This is a genomic window from Solirhodobacter olei, assembly GCF_004010155.1.
GTDB classification, from domain to species: domain Bacteria; phylum Pseudomonadota; class Alphaproteobacteria; order Rhodobacterales; family Rhodobacteraceae; genus Solirhodobacter; species Solirhodobacter olei.
Window position 1 is genome coordinate 1 of the sequence record NZ_RRYH01000095.1, and the last position, 608, is coordinate 608.

Below are 608 nucleotides of genomic sequence, written 5' to 3' on the forward strand. Positions count from 1 at the left end.
ATCGTAGCGACGCATGTCCGTCTCCTGTCCTTAGCGCCTGCCATCCGGCACCACTTATTCATCGCAGGAAACTTACATGCGTACTTTGACATATATCAACGGATCGTGATGAGGGGGTAACAATCCGGGGCTGATGCACCGGCCGAAGGACAGGAGCGCCCGACGCTCTGAAAGGCGCGATATCGGCCCCGTGCCGCCCGCATCGCCCGGGACCGTAAGCGAAATTTTTCGCCGATGCGTACCCTCGGTCCGTCATGCCCTGCCACATCATCCGCCCTGGCGGCAGTCCTCCCGCGCCCTGTGTCATAACGCCGCGCATCACGGGGCTGTGAGAGACGTCAACGCAGGGGGCCGAGGTTCTGGGTACCGCATTCGGGTGTCGGCGATCGACACCCAGGTGAACACCTCTGATTTGAAGGAGAAGGATATGCGTCTTCTACCTCTTGCTGCCACCGTGCTTTTACTGTCCCCGCTGACGGCCACAGCGCAGGCCGCCGGCGGGATGGGGCCTGTCTATCAGGCTCTCCAGGGCCAGGGCTTTACCAACATGCAAACCGTGCGCGATCGGAACCGGAATCGGATCCGCGTCACCGCTCAGCGCGGGGACG

1 protein-coding gene is annotated in these 608 nt (G+C 62.2%); it reads left to right on the forward strand.

What is annotated here, in order from left to right; all coding sequences use genetic code 11:
• Positions 1-376 precede the first annotated feature (376 nt).
• The coding region (locus tag EIP85_RS23120) for a hypothetical protein (RefSeq protein WP_206615644.1) at positions 377-608 on the forward strand (232 nt) is incomplete at its 3' end.